We start from the raw sequence: 14030 nt of genomic DNA on the forward strand, positions 1-14030 counted from the left end.
ACAATGCTATGAGGTATAATTCGCGCCTTTTGTTATTCTACGGCCACATTTATGAGCACACTCAAAGCTAAGCGCGCCTTATTCTCTTACCCAAAATACTGGGCAGAGTGTTACGGCACTGCACCATTTTTACCAACATCACGCGAAGAAATGGATGCACTTGGCTGGGACAGCTGTGACGTAATAATCATCAGTGGCGATGCGTATGTCGATCACCCTAGTTTTGGTATGGCTGTAATTGGCCGAGTACTTGAAGCACAAGGCTTTAGGGTCGGTATTATTGCTCAACCAGACTGGAATTCAAAAGATGCCTTTATGGGGCTAGGTAAACCCAATTTATTTTTTGGTGTAACTGCCGGTAATATGGACTCGATGATCAACCGTTATACGGCTGAAAAACGTATGCGCCATGATGATGCCTACACCCCAGGAAATGTTGGTGGCAAACGCCCAGACCGAGCTGTAATGATTTACTCTCAGCGCCTACGAGAAGCCTACAAAGGTGTGCCTATTGTTATTGGTGGTATTGAAGCAAGCTTACGCCGTATTGCTCATTACGATTATTGGCAAGAAAAAGTACGTCGTAGTATTTTATTTGATGCCAAAGCAGACATACTTATTTACGGAAATGCTGAACGCCCATTAGTTGAAGTTGCTCACAGGATTGCTGCAGGTGAAACAATGGATACAATTCAAGATATTCGCGGTACAGCCGTTATTCGTAAAGAGCCTTTACCTGGTTGGCGTGGTAGTGATTCAACCGCAATCGATAAAATAGGTAAAATAGACCCTATTCCTAATCCATATGGGGCTGATGATGTTGGCTGTAGTAAGTCAGAGTTTAAACAAGCCGGAATTGATTTAAAAGCAGAAGCTGCAAAGCCAATAACTATTCAACCTGCTCGTCCTAAACCGTGGGAAAAAACATACGTAAAACTCCCTGCATTTGAGCAAGTGAGTGTTAATAAACCCCTATACGCTCATGCATCACGTATTTTGCATCAAGAAACAAACCCAGGTTGTGCCCGTGCGCTTTTTCAGCGCCATGGAGATCGCTCTATTTGGGTAAATCCGCCTGCTTATCCGCTTGAAACGCATGAAATGGATGATGTATTTGGTTTGCCGTATCAACGTATTCCGCACCCAAGTTATGGTGATGCTAAAATACCTGCTTACGACATGATTAAAACATCGGTTAATATTATGCGTGGCTGTTTTGGTGGTTGTTCGTTCTGCTCAATTACAGAGCACGAAGGGCGAATTATTCAAAGTCGCTCACAAGAATCAATAATTGAAGAAATTGAACAAATTAGAGATAAAGTACCAGGCTTTACTGGGGTTATCTCTGATTTAGGTGGGCCTACGGCTAACATGTATAAACTTCGATGCACGAGTAAAAAAGCAGAGAGTACGTGTCGTCGTTTATCGTGTGTTTATCCCGATATTTGTAAACACATGGATACTGACCACACACCAACAATCGATTTGTATAAAAAAGCCCGTGAAGTAAAAGGCATTAAGAAAATTTTAATCGCTTCGGGCGTACGTTACGACTTAGCTGTACGCGATCCTCGATACGTTAAAGAATTAGTAACGCATCATGTTGGCGGTTATTTAAAAATTGCACCTGAGCACACTGAAGACGGCCCTTTATCTAAAATGATGAAGCCGGGCATGGGCGCGTACGATCAATTTAAAGAATTATTTGATAAGTACTCAAAAGAAGCTGGTAAAAAACAGTATTTAATTCCGTACTTTATATCTGCTCACCCAGGGACAAAAGACGAAGACATGGTAAATATGGCTTTATGGCTTAAAACGAATGACTTTAAGCTAGACCAAGTGCAAAACTTTTACCCTTCACCAATGGCAAATGCGACGACTATCTATCACACTGAAATGAACTCGCTTCGTAACATCAAAAATAACGCTGAGGTGGTGCCTGTTCCTAAAGGGGCTCGCCAACGTCGATTACATAAAGCGATTTTGCGCTATCATGATGCATCAGGCTGGCCTATGATCCGTGAAGCATTGCGTAAAATGGGTAAAGCTAATTTAATAGGTAAAGGTCCTAATTGCTTAGTGCCAGAAGAAGGCCGAGATGAAAAAGCAGGTAAAGGCGGAAAAGGTCGTCCAGCTTTAACGCGCCATACCGGTTTTAGCCAATTTAAAAAGGCGAATACAAAACCCAAAGTGGGCGGTAATCGTCAGCGAGCAAGGTAATAGCCACGCAAGCATAAAATTTATAAGCTCTTTATTGTCAAATTAGCATGGGCAATAAAGAGTTTTTACTAAAAAGCGTCAGATAACCATAAGCGTAATTTAAGCGACCATAAAGGCTGGATGCCTGTAAGCCCTTGCGTCATTTTGCTATCTTTTAAAATAATGTAGGAAGGCGTTACTTGTCCTTGCCAATCGGCAAATATCTCACCATTTTGATCGTTTATTGTTGTAAAGGTGTAGCTTTTTTCATTGAGATAGCTATGAAGATCTTGATCCGAACCCGACTTTATCGCAATGGTCACTACCGAGTAACTATTGTCAGTTGCAAGCTCGTTTATAGCTTCAGAGGTAATACTACAAATAGGGCACCAAGTACCCCAAAAATAAATAAGCGTTGGTTTGCTTTGGCTAATTTTACTTAGGTTTATGGACTTGTCTTGGTAGTCTATTAACTGCAATTGCGGATTAGCTGGCATCACAGGTTGTCGCCACCAATTGATAGCCGTATAAATTATGGAAAATATAAAACCATACACCAACACACTCTTTAGTGTTGAAAGCCCTTTATGTTTGAGTGATTTTTTAGGTTTGCTTTTATTACTAGCTGCCATGAGAATACTTATTTAAATCACTTTTATAAAACGGTTTAAATTTATACCAGCAACCAGGTAGCAGTACCTAAAAAGGCAAATATACCAACAATATCTGTTACGGTCGTGAGCACAACACTGCCTGCTAATGCAGGGTCAATATTCATTTTTTTCAATATAATAGGAATACTTGCACCAGCCACACCCGCGACGACTAAGTTCATAAACATAGCAAAAGCGAGTACGCCACCAAGCATAAAATCCCACTGCCAAAGTGCTATTACACCAGCAATTAAAAGAGACCACAAAATACCGTTTAACGCGCCAATGGCAAGCTCTTTCATCATTAAGAAGCGTTGGTTTGTTTGATTTATATGACCTACAGCAATACCTCGAATAACGAGTGTTAAAGATTGACTGCCAGCAACGCCCCCCATAGAAGGCACAATACCGTTTAGCACCGCCAAAATAGGCAATACATCTAAAGTACCTTCGAAAAAGCTTGCTACAAAGGCTGCTGCAAGAGCGGTTAATAAGTTTACACCTAACCAAACTGAGCGTTTTTTTGAGCTTTTTAAAACGGGTGCAAAGGTATCTTCTTCGTCATCAAGGCCCGCTAAGCTCAAAAGGCTATGCTCAGCGTCTTCGCGTATTACATCAACAATGTCATCAATGGTTACACGGCCTAAAAGGTGTGCGTTATCATCAACTACCGGTGCAGATATCCAGTTATGACGCTCAAAAAGTTGTGCAACTTCACTTTCATCCATAGAGATTGGAATAGATTCACAATCTTCGTCCATTAAATCAAGAACGATTTTTTCTGGTGGGTTAGTGAGTAAGGTGCTGAGTGATAATGCACCTAAAAAACAGTTATGCTTATCAACTACATATAAGTCATCAGTGCCTTCAGGTAGCTCGCCTCTAAGTCTAATATAACGAAGCACTACATCAAGAGTAACATCAGGGCGAATGGTTACCGTATCGGTGTTCATTAACGCGCCAGCAGAGCGCTCTTGATATGATAGGGCTTGAGTTGCCCGCTCTCTGTCTTGAATATCCATTGCGCTAACAACGTCTTTATAGACGGTGTCAGGTAGGCTTCGTAGAACTTCACCTAAATCATCATGCCCCATGTCTTCAGTAGCGGCGGCAATGTGTTCAGGCTCCATTTGAGCAATAATGCCTAAACGTACATCTTCAGAGAGTTCTTCAAGAACGTCACCCTGTACGTCAGGGTCAACTAATTGCCAAAGTAAGCGACGGATTTTGTGAGGTGATGATTCTAGTAAAAGTGCGGTGTCACAAGGAGCTGTTTTTGCAAGCATGCGCCTAACTTGAACAAATTGACCACTATTGAGTGACTTGGTCACCTGTTTTAATTGTTGTAGTGGATAATCTTGTTCAAAAGCTTCAGGCATTGGCGTCCTTTATAAATTTTTATATTACTTTAGGGGAGGCGGTGAGTGTACAGACGCACTAACCTTATTTATAAGCTTAACCGGGTAAAATTTTTTATTACTAAAAGTTAAGCCTAATTATTCTTGTTCATTAAATCGTTGTGCTATTAGTTGTCCAACAGCATGTAAGGCTTGCTCAGAATCGGGGCCTTCACACACTACTTTAACTTCTTTACCTTGGCTGCTTTCTAGTAGCATTAATGCAAGTACGCTATCGCCAGCTGCTTCTTTATCATCTTGAAATAGTGTAATGGTGGCATCAAACTGCACGGCTAATTGCGCAAGTACAGTGGCAGCTCTGGCGTGTAAGCCAAGTTTGTTTTTTATTAAAAAAGCGTCTTCACAATGCATAAGTTACTCTATGTAAGCTGAACTGGTGATTATTCGGCTGTATTATTTTTCTTGTTCGCGGTGTCTAATTTTTACGTTAGGGTGTGTCATCGCAAAGCTCTCACCAATTGTTTGTGCTAAATACACCGAACGGTGTTGCCCGCCCGTACAGCCAATGGCAATCGTTAAGTAACTACGATTATTACGCTCTAGGTGTGGTAGCCATGTTTGTACAAATGTTTGAATTTGCCAAGTGAATTTTTGTACTATGCTGTGACTCGCTAAGTAATCTTTAACAGGTTGGTCTAAACCATTTAAAGGCTTAAGCTCTGGCTCCCAATGCGGATTTGGCAAAAATCGAGCATCAAATACGTAGTCAGCTTCTTTAGGAATACCGTGTTTAAAGCCAAACGATTCAAAGGTTACAATAAGTTGCTTATCTTTTTTACCGAGAATTTTTTCACGAATAGACTCAGCTAACTGATGAACACTTAAGTCGGTTGTATCGAGCATAAAATCTGCGCGGGTTACTAATACATCTAGCAGTTGTTTTTCTTTTTTTATCGCTAAATCAAGTGGTAACGAGTCAATAGAAAGCGGGTGTAATCGGCGTGTTTCAGAAAAGCGTTTGATCAGAGTTTGATCGTCACTATCTAAATAAAATAAAGTGGGATTTGCAAAGCCCGGGAGGTATTCAAGAATATCGTTAAACTCATCTTGCTCTTTAGGGATGTTACGCACATCTATGCTTACAGCAATTTTATCGTAGGTATCCGATACGCTTCGCACTAAAGAAGGCAGTAGGTTTACTGGAATGTTATCTACGCAATAATAACCTAAATCTTCTACAACGCGTAAAGCAACCGACTTCCCAGAACCAGAGCGGCCACTTATGATAATTAACTCCATTTATCACCCTTTTAAACTACGATTGATTAACAATAACTTGGTAAAGCTCAGCATCGGATTTTGCACAGCGTAACTGTTTACAAAATTCTTTGTCATTTAGTTTATCAGCTATGGTTGCGAGAGTCTTTAGGTGCTGTTGGTTATCACCATCTGGTACGATGAGTGCAACAAATATATCAACAGGGCGGTTATCAATCGCATCAAAATTTATGGCTGTCTCGCTTACAAGCACTATTGCTAATGGCTCTTCTGCGCCACTCATTCTTCCATGAGGAATTGCAATACCACGGCCTATGCCTGTGCTACCAAGCTTCTCTCTATTCATTAGAGCACACAAAATATCTTGCTGAGAAAGATAAGGAAGCTTTTCATGAGCGAGTTCGCTAATAAACTCTAAAATTCTTTTTTTGCTATTAAAAAGGACCGCAGCTTTGCTGCAGTCCTGGCATATAAGTGAGCTTAATTTCATCATATTAGTGTCGAGCAAGCTTCTCTTTGTGTTTAATAACTTGACGATCGAGCTTGTCAATCAACGAGTCTATGGCAGCATACATGTCTTGATGTTCGGTAGATGCAAATAACTCTGCACCACTTACATGGATTGTAGCTTCAGCTTTTTGGTTAAGTTTTTCTACATCGAGAATGACATGAACATTGTTTATATGATCAGAATGCCTTTCTAGCTTTGCAAATTTATTATTTACGTAGTCTCTTAATGAATCAGTAACATCTACATGACGACCAGTTAAGTTTAGTTGCATAAGCGTTTTCCTCTTTGTTTTGCGTCTTATATCAAACTCTTTCGTTGATTAGACGGTGGAATAGCCAGAGATTCGCGGTATTTTGCGATTGTGCGTCTAGCTACTTTAATTCCTTGCTCAGCCAATATATCCGCAATTTTACTATCACTCAATGGTTTTGCTGAGTTTTCTGCGGCAATCAGTTTTTTAATCAAAGCGCGTATTGCTGTAGATGAACACTCACCACCATTTTCGGTGCTTACGTGGCTTGAGAAAAAGTATTTAAGCTCAAATATACCACGTGGCGTGTGCATATACTTTTGAGTAGTTACACGCGAAATAGTCGACTCGTGCATCTCTACCATTTCAGCAACATCGTTTAAAACCATAGGTTTCATGGCTTCTGGACCGTGTTCAAAAAAGCCCTGTTGTTGCTTAACAATACAATTAGTTACTTTTAGTAGTGTGTCGTTTCTACTCTCTAGGCTCTTTATAAACCATTTAGCTTCTTGTAAATGAGAGCGAATAAATTGACTATCACCACTAGATTTAACTGTTCGTGACATAGCTGCATATTGGCTATTAACACGTATCTTAGGCATGCTATCTGGGTTTAGCTCAACTACCCAACGGCCTTTTATTTTTTTAACTGATACATCGGGGATCACATACTCTGATTCTTCCCTTACAATAGTATCTGCTGGCTTAGGGTTTAGAGTGTGAATTAACGTCATTACTTCTTTAAGCTCGTCTTCTTTGAGCTTAGTTTTCTTCATTAATGTACGATAGTCGCGAGCCGCTAATAGATCAATATGATCGGTTAAAATCATCTTTGTTTCATTGATAAAAGGCGTATCTTTATCAAACTGATTTAGCTGAATACACAAACACTCTTGTAAGCTACGAGCTGCTATACCCACCGGATCAAACAACTGAATACGTTTTAAAACGGCTTCTATTTCATCAAGTTCAACTTCGCCCTCGTCGTCGTTCTCTTGATTAAAGCTTTCTAAAATATCTTCACAGCTTAGCGTTAATATACCTGAGTCATCGACTGCTTCAACAATCGCTATTGCAATTGCTTCATCAGTAGGGCTAAACGGCGTGAGCTGTAATTGCCACATTAGGTATTCGTGAAGAGTTTCGGTTGAAGCACCTTGGTAAATAGACTCATCTTCTGGCATAGGGCCTGATGATGAAGCAGGAGCTGCGCTCATGTACTCATCCCAGCTTACATCCATAGCCATTTCGTCACTTACTGTGTCTTTAGTAAGTGCTTCACCACTGTCTTGCTCGTACTCGCTTGGTTTTTCGTCGGCATTAGCACTTACGGTTAATTCATCGTTATCTGCTTTTTGCTCGTTTTTGCCAGCTGATTCTTCCGTGTAATCTTGTTCATCTACTTCTAGAAGCGGATTGCTATCAAGCGCTTCTTGTATTTCTTGCTGGAGATCCAATGTACTGAGTTGCAACAAACGAATTGCTTGTTGCAGTTGTGGAGTCATTGTAAGTTGCTGGCCCATGCGCAGCTGTAATGATTGCCTCATGTATCTCTAACAATCCTTTTATGTTGTTATAATTAATACTAGCAGATGCTTAAAGACATGGCGTAAATGTTACAGCCTAAATTGCTCGCCTAAATAAACATCGCGTACCGTTTTATCATTTAATACGTGCTCTGGTGTACCAGAAGCGATTAACTCTCCATGAGAAACAATGTAGGCTTTTTCACAAACATCAAGGGTTTCTCTTACGTTATGATCGGTAATTAATACACCAATCCCACGATTTTTAAGATGTTCTATTATTTTCTTTATATCTAACACCGATATAGGGTCTACACCTGCAAAGGGTTCGTCGAGCAATATAAATTTAGGATTAGCAGCTAGTGCGCGTGCAATTTCTACGCGGCGTCGCTCACCACCCGATAAAGCCATACCTTGGCTGTCTCGAATATGTTGAATACTAAATTCATCTAACAAGTTGTTAAGCGTATCTTCTCTTGCTTTTTTGTTAAGCTCTTTCCGCGTTTCTAAAATAGCCATTAAATTTTGATAAACGGTAAGTTTTCTAAAAATTGATGACTCTTGTGGTAAGTAGCCTATGCCTAATCTAGCACGACTATGCATAGGTAAAAGAGTAATATCGTTCTCATCAATAGAAATTTTGCCTTTATCACTCGGTACAAGGCCCACTATCATATAAAATGTAGTGGTTTTACCTGCGCCGTTAGGCCCAAGCAATCCAACAATACTGCCAGCTTTGACTTCTAGACCAACATTTTTTACTACTTCACGGCCTTTATAGCTTTTTGCTAATAGCTCTGCTTTTAATGTACTCATGGCTGGCCTTTGTCACTTTTTTTTACTTTTTTAGGCTCAACAGGCACTAAAATAGTGTGAACGCGATCGGTAGAGTTTTCATCTTTTTCGGCGCTAATTAATTGCTGTTGCATGTCGTATGTAATACTTTTTGCATTGATTTTTTGCCCCGCTTGAGCGACCTCAGCATCGCCAACTAGCGTTAAAAATCGCTTAGCAACATCGTAGCGTACTTCGTTTGCACTGGCGCTCATTACTGTGCCGTCAGCTTGTTTTTCTTCAAAATAAGCTGGGCTACCTGTTGCTATTAGTAATTGCTTGTTATCACCTAAATCTTCGCGTTTGTGTACTTCTAATCGGTCAGCTGTAATACGACGATTACCGTGAATAATCTCTACGTTTTTTTCAAAAATCCCTACATTAGCTTTTAACTGGCCTTCTTGTTTGTCAGCGCTAATTGAAATTTGATTGGCAGCAGGAGAAGCTTCTTGTTCTGCTGCATAGCCATTAAAAGCAAGTAGAAGAGTTGGAATTATAAGTATTTTAGAAATTTTATTGGTCATAGTATATGGTTCGCGTATGGTTAATTAGTTTAATCACTTCAGTTTTTAAGTCGGCTTCAAGGCCTTTACCGGTGATTTTTAAATTGGGTCCAGTGATGACAACAGGTTGCTCCGAGCGCATTGTTAATAGTTCTATATCAACCTGAATATTATCAGCGTTGATTTTGTCTATCATGGCGTTATCGGTTAAGTTTTTGGCAACTACATTACCTTCTAATATCAACTGTTTGTCTTCGTATAATGTTGCTTCGTCAGCGTTTATTTGCCACGTTTGCTTTTCGTTATATAAAGTAAATATAGGCTTTTCAAAAAATGTAAAACCTAGCTGCTGGTATAGCTCCATTTTAGCCGCTGTTACTTTGTGGCTAATTTTACCCTGTTCATCATAAGCTGTTTGCTTAAGTTCTATGGCGATGTAATCAGGCTTAGCAATCACTTCAGGTTCTGCCTGAGGAGCTGTATTTGTTTGGGTAAAATAAGGGTACCAAAGCCAAACCATACAGCTAATGAATAAAATGCTAAGTATTATGCGCGCCGCATTCATGAACTAGTGCCTTGTGTGGTAAGTGCCTTACCATTTTCAAGCATGAGTAAATCGGTAAGCTCTCTTACTGCCCCAAAACCACCTGGCATTTGGGTAACGTAGTGCGATAAGCGTTTAATAAGTGGGTGAGCATCGCTTACAGCAACGGCAAAACCAACTTGCTCCATTACTGGCATATCGGGGCCATCATCGCCAATATAGGCAATTTGGTCATCGCTTAGGTTGAGCTTGTTTTTTAGCTCTTGGTAAGCAATTAGCTTGTCTTCTTGACCTTGATAAATATGTTGCACTGTTAAACTGCTCATACGGGTTTGCACTATTTGAGAGTGACGCCCAGTAATAACGGCTACTTCAAAGCCACTATTTATTAATGCTTTTATGCCAAAGCCATCTTTGGTGTTAAACGCTTTTAGCTCTTCGCCTTGGTTGCCAAGGTAAATTCGCCCATCAGAAAAAACACCATCAATATCGCATATAAGTAGCTTTACTTTTTTAGCGCGCGCTTTTGCATCAGCACTTAGCGGTTGATAGAGATCTTCAAATTGCATTTATAACACTCCTGCTTTTAATAGGTCTTGCATGTTTAGTGCGCCAATTGGTTGGTTTTTTTCATTAACCACAATTAACCCATTTATACGTTTGTTTTCCATTATATTGAGCGCTTCAGCTGCAAGTATATCTTGGGTAGCTGTTGTACATGACTTAGTCATTACCACACTGATTAAAGTGGTGTGAATATCAATACGTTGCTCTAAAATACGGCGTAAATCGCCATCGGTAAATAATCCCGCGAGCTCTTTGTTGTCATTAACTATCGCTGTCATGCCTAATCCTTTGGCTGACATTTCAATTAACGCATCTTTTATAGTTTGTGAAATATTAATACTAGGTGTGTTTTCACCGCTGTGCATTACGTCCTTTAGCGTTAGTAGTAAACGCTTACCTAGGCTGCCCCCTGGGTGCGATAGAGCAAAGTCATCTGCGGTAAAACCTCTAGCCTCTAAAAGTGCTACAGCCATAGCATCTCCCATAGCTAAAGTGGCTGTGGTACTTGCTGTTGGCGCAAGACCTAATGAGCAGGCTTCTTTTTCTACTTTTATGCACACATGTACATTAGCAAGTGTTGCCATGGTTGATTGCATATTACCCGTCATGGCTATCATTTTTGCACCAAGTCTTTTTAAGACTGGGATGATATTTAAAACTTCGCTGGTTTCACCAGAGTTTGAAATAAGCATAACCACATCATTTTTTGTGATCATGCCTAAGTCGCCATGGCTCGCTTCACCTGGGTGAACAAAAAAGGCTGGGCTACCCGTACTTGCAAGTGTGGCGGCTATTTTATTGCCTATATGGCCTGATTTTCCCATACCAATGACAATAATACGGCCCTGGCAGTCGTACATTAATTGACATGCATGATGAAAGTTTTCATCAACATATTGAGAAATATCACTCAATGCTTGGCGTTCTATATCAAGAACGCGAAGGCCTTGTTCAATAAAGTTTAACTGCGCCATGTTTACCCTATTTGACTGAAAATATAACCTTGGTAGCCTAAAAATGCTAATAGCAATAAGCCGCCTTCTACTCTATTGATACGCTGAGAACCTCTAAAGTTCAACGACATAATAATAAGAGCAAGTGTTGCACCTATCATTATTAATACATCTCGACTCACTAATGATGGATCAATTACTGAAGGGTTAATAATACCGGCTAGTGGTAATACGGCTAAAATATTAAATATGTTTGAGCCCACAATATTACCAAGAGCAAGGTCATCTTCATTTTTTAATACACCTGCAATAGAGGCTGCAAGCTCAGGTAAGCTCGTACCTATGGCAATAATAGTTAAACCGATGACTAAATCGCTCAAGCCAAAGTATTTTGCAATATCAACCGCCGAGCCCACTAAAAAATGTGAACTAACAGGAAGTAAAATCATGCCAATAACTAGCCAAAATACAGCTTTTTTTGTTGGAACGTCATTAGGTACTTCATCGCATGCTTCTGACACAAACGGATCATCTTCATTTTTTGCGCGCATAGAAACAATAATCAGCCCACCAATAAAAACGATAAAGCCAATTAAAAGTGCTATGCCTTCACCAAACGAAAAGTAGTTATCTGAAAACACATACCAAGTAGCCAATGATACGAGCATCACTAATGGCATTTCGCGTTTTAATGTACTTGAAGATACTGCAAGAGGGCGAAAAAGGGCGGTAATACCTAACACAAGTAAAATGTTTGTAATGTTTGAACCCACAGCATTACCAACAGCTGTATCGGTTTTATTAGCTAAAGCTGCTGAGGCCGAAACCATCATTTCAGGCGCTGATGAACCCATAGCTACAACGGTTAAACCAACAATAAGCGTGGGAACGCCAAAGTTTTTAGCAAGGGCTGCTGCCCCATAAACAAACCTGTCTGCACTCCAAACTAGAGCTGCAAAACCAAGAATCAAAATAACAAACGAGGTAACCATTGTGATAAGCCAGTTATTCAAAATAGAGATGGCGCGAATAGTAACAAAAGCCAACATGAAAGTATAAATAAAAGAGTCAGGTCTGCTCTAATGGGCCCAGTGCTTTTAGTTTATATTTAGAAACTTAAGCATGCGTTAAGGGAAAATCCCTCAGCCTTAGAGCACTTTTTATAGGTGTATTACAAAATCTTACGAATTGTTTTTTCCATCTTTGATAAAAAACCCTTAAAATAGGATCACTAGTGAACATTGTTATGGAGAGCGACTTGTCGCAATCAATAGTAGAAGTCAAGGATGTGAGCTTTTCGCGTGGCGATAGAACCATATATAAAAATATGAGTTTCAGCGTACCTAAAGGTAAAATCACTGCCATTATGGGGCCAAGCGGAATTGGCAAAACCACCATGCTGCGTTTAATCGGCGGTCAGCTTAAGCCTGACTCAGGCGATATTTTATTTGAAGGTGGCAGCATTCCAAATATGTCGCGTAAAGAGCTGTATGCGGCACGAACAAAAATGAGCATGCTTTTTCAAAGTGGTGCTTTATTTACCGACATGTCGGTATTTGACAATATTGCGTTTCCAATTAGGGAGCATACAGATTTAAGCGAAGATATTATTCGATTAATAGTCTTAATGAAGCTTCAAGCGGTTGGTTTGCGTGGTGCTAAAGACTTAATGCCCTCTGAGTTATCAGGTGGTATGGCAAGACGTGCCGCATTAGCGCGCTCTATTGCTCTGGACCCCGAACTCATTATGTATGATGAACCATTTGCAGGACAGGACCCTATTTCTATGGGGGTATTGGTTAAGCTAATAAAGTCTTTAAATGAAGTACTTGGTTTATCTTCATTAATTGTAACTCACGATGTTACAGAGGTTATGAGTATTGCCGATCACGTCATTATTATTGCTGATCAAGGCGTAATAGGCACAGGCACTCCCGATGAAATGCGCAATCATGAATCTCCATTAGTGCAGCAGTTTTTAAATGGTTTGTCGGATGGGCCTGTACCATTTCACTTTCCTGCGCAAACGTATGCCGAAGAGTTACTTGGAGAAAAAGCATAATGTTGGATTTATTTCAAAGGCTAGGGCGAAAAACGCTAGGGCGTTTTGCTGCGCTTGGCCGTTCAGCACACATGCTGTTTAGTGCGCTTGCACATGTTCCTAATTTTAAAAAAGGTACCCCTTTACTTGTACGCCAACTATACATGGTGGGCTCGCAATCATTGCTTATCATAATGGTATCTGGCTTATTTATAGGCATGGTTTTAGCGCTACAAGGGTATACAGTTTTAGTTGGCTATGGCGCGGAAGATAGCCTTGGTCCCTTAGTGGCATTGAGCTTATTACGAGAGCTAGGGCCTGTTGTTACTGCGCTATTATTTGCAGGGCGAGCAGGGAGTGCGCTCACTGCCGAAATCGGCTTAATGAAAGCCACAGAGCAACTGTCATCACTTGAAATGATGGCAATCGATCCGCTAAAACGCATAATAGCGCCGCGCTTTTGGGCTGGCTTTATTAGTATGCCTTTACTTGCATTAATATTTTCAGCTGTAGCAATCATCGGTGCTCATTTAGTGGGGGTTGATTGGTTAGGTGTTGATACAGGTAGTTTTTGGTCAATCATGCAGTCGCAAGTATCGTTTCAGCAAGACATACTAAATGGCTTAATTAAAAGCTTTGTGTTTGCAATTGTAGTAACTTGGATTGCCCTTTATAAAGGGTATGACTGTGTGCCAACCTCTGAAGGTATTAGTAAGGCAACCACCGAAACGGTTGTTCATTCTTCATTGGCAGTTTTAGGTTTTGACTTTATTTTGACAGCGGTAATGTTTACCAGCTAATAGGGTATAG

At 40.3% G+C, this 14030-nt stretch carries 16 protein-coding genes; 3 read left to right on the plus strand and 13 right to left on the minus strand.

Annotated features, from left to right (window positions below; genetic code table 11):
• Window positions 1–51: 51 nt before the first annotated feature.
• Window positions 52–2223, plus strand: coding sequence for a YgiQ family radical SAM protein (locus ALFOR1_RS02730; protein WP_058546969.1), 2172 nt, complete (start codon window positions 52–54; stop codon window positions 2221–2223).
• Window positions 2224–2291: 68 nt separating this feature from the next.
• Here the strand turns inward: ALFOR1_RS02730 and ALFOR1_RS02735 are convergent, their stop codons facing one another.
• The 13 genes from ALFOR1_RS02735 to ALFOR1_RS02795 all read right to left on the minus strand — a co-directional run bounded on the left by ALFOR1_RS02735 (window position 2292) and on the right by ALFOR1_RS02795 (window position 12171).
• Complete coding sequence (locus ALFOR1_RS02735) at window positions 2292–2834, minus strand: protein disulfide oxidoreductase (RefSeq protein WP_104641988.1); 543 nt, start codon at window positions 2832–2834, stop codon at window positions 2292–2294.
• A gap of 41 nt (window positions 2835–2875) precedes the next feature.
• Complete coding sequence (gene mgtE / locus ALFOR1_RS02740) at window positions 2876–4234, minus strand: magnesium transporter (RefSeq protein ID WP_058546971.1); 1359 nt, start codon at window positions 4232–4234, stop codon at window positions 2876–2878.
• 117 nt (window positions 4235–4351) lie between these two features.
• Window positions 4352–4624, minus strand: coding sequence for an HPr family phosphocarrier protein (locus ALFOR1_RS02745; protein WP_104641989.1), 273 nt, complete (start codon window positions 4622–4624; stop codon window positions 4352–4354).
• Between the two features lie 42 nt (window positions 4625–4666).
• Window positions 4667–5512 carry an RNase adapter RapZ gene (gene rapZ / locus ALFOR1_RS02750; protein WP_058546973.1) on the minus strand — a complete coding sequence of 282 codons (846 nt, stop codon included), beginning with the start codon at window positions 5510–5512 and terminating at the stop codon, window positions 4667–4669.
• Between the two features lie 16 nt (window positions 5513–5528).
• Window positions 5529–5981 (minus strand): PTS sugar transporter subunit IIA, encoded by a 453-nt coding sequence (locus ALFOR1_RS02755; protein ID WP_104643613.1) that lies wholly within the window; start codon window positions 5979–5981, stop codon window positions 5529–5531.
• A 4-nt stretch (window positions 5982–5985) separates the two neighbouring features.
• Window positions 5986–6273, minus strand: coding sequence for a ribosome hibernation promoting factor (hpf, locus tag ALFOR1_RS02760; protein WP_058546974.1), 288 nt, complete (start codon window positions 6271–6273; stop codon window positions 5986–5988).
• A 26-nt stretch (window positions 6274–6299) separates the two neighbouring features.
• The gene (locus ALFOR1_RS02765; RefSeq protein ID WP_058546975.1) at window positions 6300–7799 is read right to left on the minus strand and encodes an RNA polymerase factor sigma-54; all 1500 of its coding nucleotides are present in this window, start codon (window positions 7797–7799) and stop codon (window positions 6300–6302) included.
• Between the two features lie 69 nt (window positions 7800–7868).
• The gene (gene lptB, locus ALFOR1_RS02770) at window positions 7869–8594 is read right to left on the minus strand and encodes an LPS export ABC transporter ATP-binding protein (protein ID WP_058546976.1); all 726 of its coding nucleotides are present in this window, start codon (window positions 8592–8594) and stop codon (window positions 7869–7871) included.
• Window positions 8591–9136: a lipopolysaccharide transport periplasmic protein LptA gene (lptA, locus tag ALFOR1_RS02775; protein ID WP_104641990.1), complete on the minus strand. Its 546-nt coding sequence runs from the start codon at window positions 9134–9136 to the stop codon at window positions 8591–8593. The genes lptB and lptA overlap by 4 nt, the downstream gene beginning before the upstream one ends.
• Window positions 9126–9680: an LPS export ABC transporter periplasmic protein LptC gene (gene lptC / locus ALFOR1_RS02780; protein WP_104641991.1), complete on the minus strand. Its 555-nt coding sequence runs from the start codon at window positions 9678–9680 to the stop codon at window positions 9126–9128. Before lptC ends, lptA begins: the two co-directional genes overlap by 11 nt.
• A complete protein-coding gene (gene kdsC / locus ALFOR1_RS02785; protein WP_058546979.1) occupies window positions 9677–10228 on the minus strand; it encodes a 3-deoxy-manno-octulosonate-8-phosphatase KdsC in 552 nt (183 codons plus the stop codon). The genes lptC and kdsC overlap by 4 nt, the downstream gene beginning before the upstream one ends.
• Window positions 10229–11200, minus strand: coding sequence for a KpsF/GutQ family sugar-phosphate isomerase (locus tag ALFOR1_RS02790; RefSeq protein ID WP_058546980.1), 972 nt, complete (start codon window positions 11198–11200; stop codon window positions 10229–10231). It abuts the gene before it with no gap.
• A 2-nt stretch (window positions 11201–11202) separates the two neighbouring features.
• Window positions 11203–12171 (minus strand): calcium/sodium antiporter, encoded by a 969-nt coding sequence (locus ALFOR1_RS02795; protein ID WP_058547503.1) that lies wholly within the window; start codon window positions 12169–12171, stop codon window positions 11203–11205.
• Between the two features lie 254 nt (window positions 12172–12425).
• Between ALFOR1_RS02795 and ALFOR1_RS02800 the strand changes: the two genes are divergently transcribed.
• Window positions 12426–13241 (plus strand): ATP-binding cassette domain-containing protein, encoded by an 816-nt coding sequence (locus tag ALFOR1_RS02800; RefSeq protein WP_058547504.1) that lies wholly within the window; start codon window positions 12426–12428, stop codon window positions 13239–13241.
• Complete coding sequence (gene mlaE, locus ALFOR1_RS02805) at window positions 13241–14020, plus strand: lipid asymmetry maintenance ABC transporter permease subunit MlaE (protein WP_058546981.1); 780 nt, start codon at window positions 13241–13243, stop codon at window positions 14018–14020. Before ALFOR1_RS02800 ends, mlaE begins: the two co-directional genes overlap by 1 nt.
• Window positions 14021–14030 lie beyond the last annotated feature (10 nt).

The sequence above is a fragment of the Pseudoalteromonas carrageenovora IAM 12662 genome (genome assembly GCF_900239935.1).
In the GTDB taxonomy this organism is placed as follows: Bacteria; Pseudomonadota; Gammaproteobacteria; order Enterobacterales; family Alteromonadaceae; genus Pseudoalteromonas; species Pseudoalteromonas carrageenovora.

Bases quoted from the DNA above. Each gene is read 5' to 3' on its own strand.
- ALFOR1_RS02730 (WP_058546969.1), top strand. From the start codon at position 52: ATGAGCACACTCAAAGCTAAGCGCGCCTTATTCTCTTACCCAAAATAC.
- ALFOR1_RS02735 (WP_104641988.1), bottom strand. From the start codon at position 2,834: ATGGCAGCTAGTAATAAAAGCAAACCTAAAAAATCACTCAAACATAAA.
- mgtE (WP_058546971.1), bottom strand. From the start codon at position 4,234: ATGCCTGAAGCTTTTGAACAAGATTATCCACTACAACAATTAAAACAG.
- ALFOR1_RS02745 (WP_104641989.1), bottom strand. From the start codon at position 4,624: ATGCATTGTGAAGACGCTTTTTTAATAAAAAACAAACTTGGCTTACAC.
- rapZ (WP_058546973.1), bottom strand. From the start codon at position 5,512: ATGGAGTTAATTATCATAAGTGGCCGCTCTGGTTCTGGGAAGTCGGTT.
- ALFOR1_RS02755 (WP_104643613.1), bottom strand. From the start codon at position 5,981: ATGAAATTAAGCTCACTTATATGCCAGGACTGCAGCAAAGCTGCGGTC.
- hpf (WP_058546974.1), bottom strand. From the start codon at position 6,273: ATGCAACTAAACTTAACTGGTCGTCATGTAGATGTTACTGATTCATTA.
- ALFOR1_RS02765 (WP_058546975.1), bottom strand. From the start codon at position 7,799: ATGAGGCAATCATTACAGCTGCGCATGGGCCAGCAACTTACAATGACT.
- lptB (WP_058546976.1), bottom strand. From the start codon at position 8,594: ATGAGTACATTAAAAGCAGAGCTATTAGCAAAAAGCTATAAAGGCCGT.
- lptA (WP_104641990.1), bottom strand. From the start codon at position 9,136: ATGACCAATAAAATTTCTAAAATACTTATAATTCCAACTCTTCTACTT.
- lptC (WP_104641991.1), bottom strand. From the start codon at position 9,680: ATGAATGCGGCGCGCATAATACTTAGCATTTTATTCATTAGCTGTATG.
- kdsC (WP_058546979.1), bottom strand. From the start codon at position 10,228: ATGCAATTTGAAGATCTCTATCAACCGCTAAGTGCTGATGCAAAAGCG.
- ALFOR1_RS02790 (WP_058546980.1), bottom strand. From the start codon at position 11,200: ATGGCGCAGTTAAACTTTATTGAACAAGGCCTTCGCGTTCTTGATATA.
- ALFOR1_RS02795 (WP_058547503.1), bottom strand. From the start codon at position 12,171: ATGGTTACCTCGTTTGTTATTTTGATTCTTGGTTTTGCAGCTCTAGTT.
- ALFOR1_RS02800 (WP_058547504.1), top strand. From the start codon at position 12,426: ATGGAGAGCGACTTGTCGCAATCAATAGTAGAAGTCAAGGATGTGAGC.
- mlaE (WP_058546981.1), top strand. From the start codon at position 13,241: ATGTTGGATTTATTTCAAAGGCTAGGGCGAAAAACGCTAGGGCGTTTT.